The 6,538-nt window shown below is 66.0% G+C and carries 6 protein-coding genes; all 6 read right to left on the bottom strand.

The window, feature by feature from the left end:
- Window positions 1–135: 135 nt before the first annotated feature.
- On the bottom strand, window positions 136–2,256 hold the full coding sequence (locus tag FFS30_RS21310) for a TonB-dependent copper receptor (RefSeq protein ID WP_137915202.1): 2,121 nt from the start codon (window positions 2,254–2,256) through the stop codon (window positions 136–138).
- Between the two features lie 57 nt (window positions 2,257–2,313).
- Window positions 2,314–2,691, bottom strand: a complete 378-nt coding sequence (locus tag FFS30_RS21305; RefSeq protein WP_137915201.1) for a DUF2946 domain-containing protein — start codon at window positions 2,689–2,691, stop codon at window positions 2,314–2,316.
- Window positions 2,692–2,782: 91 nt separating this feature from the next.
- Entirely contained in the window at window positions 2,783–4,789 is a 2,007-nt protein-coding gene (locus FFS30_RS21300; protein WP_137915200.1) for an acetyl/propionyl/methylcrotonyl-CoA carboxylase subunit alpha, read from the bottom strand.
- Between the two features lie 48 nt (window positions 4,790–4,837).
- Entirely contained in the window at window positions 4,838–5,218 is a 381-nt protein-coding gene (locus tag FFS30_RS21295) for a GxxExxY protein (RefSeq protein WP_137915199.1), read from the bottom strand.
- A 31-nt stretch (window positions 5,219–5,249) separates the two neighbouring features.
- Window positions 5,250–5,654, bottom strand: a complete 405-nt coding sequence (locus FFS30_RS21290) for a VOC family protein (protein ID WP_137915198.1) — start codon at window positions 5,652–5,654, stop codon at window positions 5,250–5,252.
- 2 nt (window positions 5,655–5,656) lie between these two features.
- Window positions 5,657–6,451 (bottom strand): enoyl-CoA hydratase-related protein, encoded by a 795-nt coding sequence (locus FFS30_RS21285; RefSeq protein WP_137915197.1) that lies wholly within the window; start codon window positions 6,449–6,451, stop codon window positions 5,657–5,659.
- Window positions 6,452–6,538 lie beyond the last annotated feature (87 nt).

Below are 6,538 nucleotides of genomic sequence, written 5' to 3'. Positions count from 1 at the left end.
CCACCCAACCCTCCCCTTGAAGGGGAGGGCTTAGAGCCCGCGCATTCCCAGGCCCGCAATCGCATGGCTCCGGGAATGCCGCAGTTGTCTGAGGATTGTCGGTTCACAAGCCTCGTTGCCGCAACCCTATTTCCCTCAGTACTTCATGTCGAGCTTGAGCCACGCCGTGCGTCCGGGTTCGTTGACGCGGACGGTGTTGACGTAGCCGGCGAGTTCGACCGTTGCTGCGTTGACGTGTTCGGCATAGGTCTTGTTGAGCAGATTGTCGATGCCCGCGCTCACGGTGAAGCGCCGGTCGATGCGCCAGCCCGCGTTGACGGAGAACACGCCGAAGCCGCCGGTCGGGCCGAGGTCCTGGCCGACGATGTTGCCTTCGCCGATCGCGACGCGTCGCTGCTTGGCGGCGATGCGCCAGAGGCCGCCGGCCGACCAGCGGCCGTCGTCGTAGGTGAGGCCGAGGCGGGTTTCGAGTGGCGGCATCTGCGGCAGCGGGCGCCGCTCGGTGCGGTTCTCGCCCCAGGCATAGGCCAAGGTCGCGTCGGCTTTCCAGCGTTCGTTGAGCGTGTAGGCGACGCCGGCTTCGCCGCCTGCGGTGCGTGCGTCGACGTTGGCCGCGTGGTCCGTCGCCATCATGCCGCTGCCGTAGCGCAGCACGATGAAATCGTCGACGACGCCGGCATAGGCCGACACCCATGCCTTCAAACGCTGATCGTCGTACTGCAGGCCGACGTCGATCTGGGTGGTCTTCTCCGGACGCAGGCCGGTGAACGCGCCAATGGTTTTGCTCGTGTGCTGGCCGAACAGTTCCCAGTAGTCGGGGAAACGCTCGGTATGGCCGAGGCCGGCGTAGAGGGTCAGAGGTGCGCCAGTGAGATCTCGCTCGTAGCGCGCGAAGCCGGCGCGCAGATTCGATGCGCGGCTCAAGTCGTGCGCATCGGCGATGCCCATGTCCATCATGCCCATGCCGCCGCCCGGCATTGTTGTCAGTCCGTAGCCGCGCGCCTGTGCATGGTCGTAGCGCAGGCCGGTGATCAGGCGCTGGCGTTCGGCAAACGTCCAACGCAGTTCGGCGAACGCGCCGGCATCGGCAATGCGCACGTCGCGCAGCCGCGGCTGGTTGTGATAGTCCGCCGCCGTGCCCGGTGCGCCGCCCGAGCGCGCGGTATGCACGTTCGAGGACGCATCGAGACCGGTGGTGAGCTGCAGCGCGTCGCCCCAGGCGAAGGTGCCGGCGACTCTTCCGCCGACAGTCTTGCGATCGACGTCGGCAGCCATCGGCATCGGCATCATGCTGTTCGGATCGGGTTGGCGCAGGGTGTAGTTGTCCATGACGTGATCGGCGTAGTTGTAGTACGCCTTGACTTCGAATTTCTCGAACACCGCGCTGATGTGCCGGCGCTCGAAAGTCAGGCCGGCGCTCTCGCGCAGAAACTGCGCGCCGTCCATGCCGCTGAACGCATAGGCGGCGCGGCCGTTGCCCTTGCCGGCGCTGAGTTCGAGGCGCGTATCGTCGTCGGGCGTCCAGCCGAGCGCGCCGTCGGCGTTCCAGCGGTCGTAGGAGGAATGTACGCGGCGGCCGTCGCCGTCTTCGTAGTCCTGCGAATGCGTGTGGTTGGCGGCGATTTCGCCGTAGCCGTCCGCATTGCCGGCGCGCAGTTCGGCCATCTGGTCGTTGCGCCCCCATGAGCCGCCGAGCAGGCTGCCGGTGAAGTTCAAGGTCGGTGCGGTGTAGCGCGTGACCTCGCGCTCGAACAGGATCGTGCCGGCCGAATTGCCGGGCCCGTACAGCACCGTCTGCGGGCCCTTGATGATGGTCACGCGGTCGAACAACTGCGGCGAGATATAGGCGGTCGGCGGGTCCATGCGCGAAGGACAGCCACCGCCGATCTGGCCGCCGTCGATAAGAATGTTGAGGCGTGAGCCGGTCATGCCGCGCAGCACGGGATCGCCGTTGCTGCCGCCTTTGCGGATACTGGAAAAGCCCGGAATGCTTTTGAGAAAGTCCGCGCCGTCGCTGGCCGGCACCGGCTGGCGCGGCGCTTTCGGATCGGTGACGACGGTCAGCGGGCTGGTCTGCATCGGCGCGGTGACGACGATCGGATCGAACAGCTCGATCTCATCGGCGGCGCGGACGACAGACGGCGCGAGCAGCAGGGCGGCGAGAACGCAAGCGGGCAGGGGACGGGGACGGAACAGAGCCGCGGCAACGCGCGGCGAGCAGGCGCGATCGCGCCCGCGGCAAGCGAAAACAGACATGGCAATCCTTTCGATTCGGCAACGCGAAGGACGCGAAAAAATCCGCGTCCGCTGAAATCAGCAGAGTCGGTCGTCGAAAGCGGAAGGCGGACCGCGTGGCGCGGCACTGCGCAGCGGAGGAGGAGGCGCTTGCGCCGTCTCTTGTCGCGGGGGAGGGATGAAGGCGGTGGCCGGCGTCAGCGCAGGCAGGCGCGCGACGCCGATCAATACCGGGCTGTGGCCGAGCAGATCGCAGTAGCCGCACAGTTCCGCAGCCGGGTCGTGCGGATGTCCGGGCGAGGACGTCAGCGGCGGATTCGTGCCGCACCAGCCGCTTTCTGCCGTCGCCGCGGCGGCATACACGGTCTGCGACACGACCGGCGCAAACACGACGAGCCACATGGCGGCGAGAGCCAGCCAGGCGAGGTATCGGCGTGGAGCGCGCAGTCGGATCACGGTTCGAAGCGAAGCGAAGACAGCCGCGGATTATTGCATCCGGGTGCGTACGCGGCGCTGCGGCACGATGCCGCGCGCCGCGTGCGCGTTCTCAGACTTTGAAGCGCACGAGCACGGCGTCGGCCTCGACGAACTCGCCGGGCTTGGCGTTGACCGAGTCGATCTCGCAGGCGCGCGGCGCCTTGAGCGTGATCTCCATCTTCATCGCTTCCATCACGATCAGTTCCTGGCCTTCGGCGACGCTGTCGCCGGCCTTGACCTTGACCAGCACGATGCGGCCCGGCATCGGTGCGGCGACGCGGTCGCCGCTGGTCTGCGCGGACTTGGCGTAGGCGAACGCGGCGACGCGGGCGAGGCGCGCGCGCCGCTCGCCGTCGTGCAGCAGCACGCCGTCGGCATCGACTTCGCCGCGGAAGCGGCGCGCTTCGCCGTCGAATTCGGCATTGAGGAAACCGTCGGCCAGGCGTGCGTTCGCGACCAGGCAGCGCGCTTCGCCGATGCTCAGTTCGTAGCGGCCGTGGGCGCCATGCGCATCGACTTCGATGCGCTGATCGGCGTGGGCGAAGCAGACGATGCGCTTGCCGGAATGGCCGATGCGCCACGCATCCGCGCGCGCCCATGGCGAATACGGATCGCCGCTTGCGCGCGCCAGTTGCGGCACGGCCGCCTCTTCGTCGAGCAGCACCGCGGTCGCCGCGGCGAACAAGGTCGAGTGATCGGGCGCGGCATCGGCCGGCAGGAATTCGGCGAGATGGCGATCGAGATAGCCCGTGTCGATGCGGCCTTCGACCACGGCCGGGTGGCGCACGAGGCGTTCGAGAAAATCGATGTTCGATTTCGGCCCGACCACCGCGCATTCGGCGAGCGCGTCGCGCATGCGCTGCAGGGCGGCGCCGCGGTCGCGGTCCCAGACGATCAGCTTGGCGATCATCGGGTCGTAGAAGATCGTCACCGTATCGCCTTCGATCACGCCGGAGTCGATGCGCACATGCGTGCCGGGCCGCGGCAGCGACAGGCGCTGCAACTTGCCCGAGCCCGGCAGGAAGCCCTGCTGCGGGTCTTCGGCGTACAGGCGCAGCTCGATCGCATGACCGTCCTGAGGCACCGACTTGTTGCGCAGGAGCGAGGGTGGCAGCGCTTCGCCCGCGGCGACGCGCAACTGCAGTTCGACGAGGTCGAGATGCAGCACCATCTCGGTGACCGGATGCTCGACCTGCAGGCGCGTGTTAATCTCCATGAAATAGAAATCGCCCTGCGGACCGACGATGAATTCGACCGTGCCGGCGTTGACGTAGTCGAGCGCGCGCGCGGCGGCGATCGCCGCATCGCCCATCTTCGCGCGCAGTTCCGGCGTCATGAACGGCGACGGCGTTTCTTCGAGCACTTTCTGATAGCGGCGTTGCGCCGAGCATTCGCGCTCGTTCAAATGGATCGCATTGCCGTGCTTGTCGCCGAAAATCTGAAACTCGATATGCCGCGGTGTCTCGACGTAGCGTTCTAGCAGCACGCGGTCGCGGCCGAACGCGCTCTTCGCCTCGCGCTGGCAGGATTCGAGATTGGCGGCGAACTCTTCCGCCTTGCGCACGATGCGCATGCCTTTGCCGCCGCCGCCGTAGGCGGCCTTGATCATCAGCGGAAAGCCGATGCGCTGCGCTTCGCGCGCGAGCAGGGCAGGGTTCTGATCCTCGCCCGTGTAGCCCGGCACGACGGGAACGCCATGACCCGACATCAGTTCCTTCGCGCCGGCCTTCGAGCCCATCTTGCGCATCGAATTCGCCGACGGGCCGATAAAGACGATGCCGGCCTGCTCGGCGGCCTCGGCGAAATCGGGGTTCTCCGAGAGAAAGCCGTAGCCAGGATGGATTGCCTGTGCGCCCGATTTCTTCGCCACCTCGATGATCGCGTCGCCGCGCAGGTACGAATCGGCCGGGCGCGGCCCGCCGATCGGATAGGCGAAATCGGCAAGACGCACATGCTGCGCCGTCGCGTCGGCCTCCGAATAGACAGCAACCGTTTGGATGCCCAGACGTCTGGCCGTCCGGATGATGCGGCAGGCGATTTCGCCGCGGTTCGCTATGAGGATTTTTTTGAAGAGCATAGTTTTGCCACGGATTCCACGGATGAACACGGATAAAGCAGAAAGAACCTAGTCGAAGATACGCCGTTTGAACTCTGCGCGCGGTCCGAAATTGAGAAGCAGTCCAACTGGGATGCGTGCAACTTTCAGATAATTGATCAACTGCGCTTCATGTGCCGGGGTCAAGCGTTCCGCCGCTTTGATTTCGAGAATCAAGCGTTTCTCGACGACGATATCGGCACGAAACTCTCCCACCGTATGTCCGCGAAAGCTGACGGCCAACGCGGTTTGCTGTTCAACGTCGAGCCCCGCGTTGCGCAAAGCCAGGGCCAACGCATTCTCGTAAACATTTTCGAGGAATCCCACCCCGAGCTCGTTGTATACAGAATAGAACACTCCGATCACACGCTCCGTAAGGTCGCTTTCGACGAGTGCTTTATCCGTGTTCATCCGTGCAATCCGTGGCCAAAATGCTCTTGTTCTATTCGGGCAAGTGGCAGCAAGCCTCGATGTTGTGCCCATCCGGGTCGAGGACGAAAGCGCCGTAGTAGTTCGCGTGGTAGTGCGGGCGCAGACCGGGGGCACCGTTGTCGATGCCGCCCGCGGCAATTGCGGCCTCGTAGAACGCGGCGACCGCGGCGCGGTTCGCGGCGGAGAAGGCCACATGCAGCTTGCCGCGCAGGGGGCCTTCGCCGTTGCCGATCCAGAAATACGGATTGCCGTCGTGGCCGTAGCCGACGTGCGCGTGGCTGCCGGTCATCTCGGCGGTGACCTCCATGACGAGGTCGATGCCGAGCGGTGCAAGCGCGCGCGCGTAGAACGCCTTGCTGCGCGCGATATCGGAAACGGTGAAGCCGATGTGATCGAAGCGGTTGCGCTGTGACATGTCTAGTTCTCCTTGATCCACGGCGGGGCTTGTTTGTCGAGGAAGGCACTCAGGCCGGCCTGTCCTTCCGCGGCGATGCGCAGGCGTGCGATCAGCGCGGCGTTTTCGCGGTCGGTGGCTGCGGCCGCGGTTTCAGTCATGCCGCCCATCGCCAGCGCAAGCTGCTTGGCCTCGCGCTGCGCCAGCGGTGCGCCCTTGGCAAGCAGGCCGAGTTCGCGCTCGACCGCTTCGTCGAGATCGTCGCCGGCGACGACGCGGTGGACGAGGCCGATGCGCTGCGCTTCGCGCGCGTCGATCGTTTCGGCAGTGATGAACAGGCGCCGCGCCTGGCGTCCGCCGATCGCGGCGACGACGTAGGGCGAGATCACCGCGGGAACGAGGCCGAGTTTGACTTCGCTGAGGGCGAATTTGGCCGTATCGGCGGCGATGGCGATATCGCAGCAGGCGATGAGACCGACGCCGCCGCCCATCGCCGCGCCGTTCACGCGTGCGATGGTTGGCTTCGGAAAGAAATTCAGACCGCGCATCAGAGCGGCGAGGCGCTCGGAATCGGCGCGGTTCTCGGCTTCGCCGGCCGCGGCCATGCGCTTCATCCAGTTCGCGTTGGCGCCGGCGGAGAACGAAGCCCCGGCGCCGCTGAGCACGAGGGCGCGCACCGACTCGTCGCGAGCGAGGCCGTCGAGGGCGGCGATCAGTTCGCCGATCAGCTCGTCGTCAAAGGCATTGTGCGTTTGCGCACGGTTTAGCGTGAGGCGGGCGATCCTGTCGAGGATCGAAATCTGCAAGAGCCCGTCCATCGTTCGCGTTCCCCGCGCTGAAAACAGACCGCAATCATAGCTTTTCCGCACGCTGCTTGTCGCTCTCCCGGGGTTCGGGCGACATGC

This window comes from Rudaea sp. 3F27F6, assembly GCF_005503555.1.
Taxonomy (GTDB): Bacteria; Pseudomonadota; Gammaproteobacteria; order Xanthomonadales; family Rhodanobacteraceae; genus Rudaea.
This window is presented reverse-complemented; position numbering and strand designations above follow the sequence as displayed.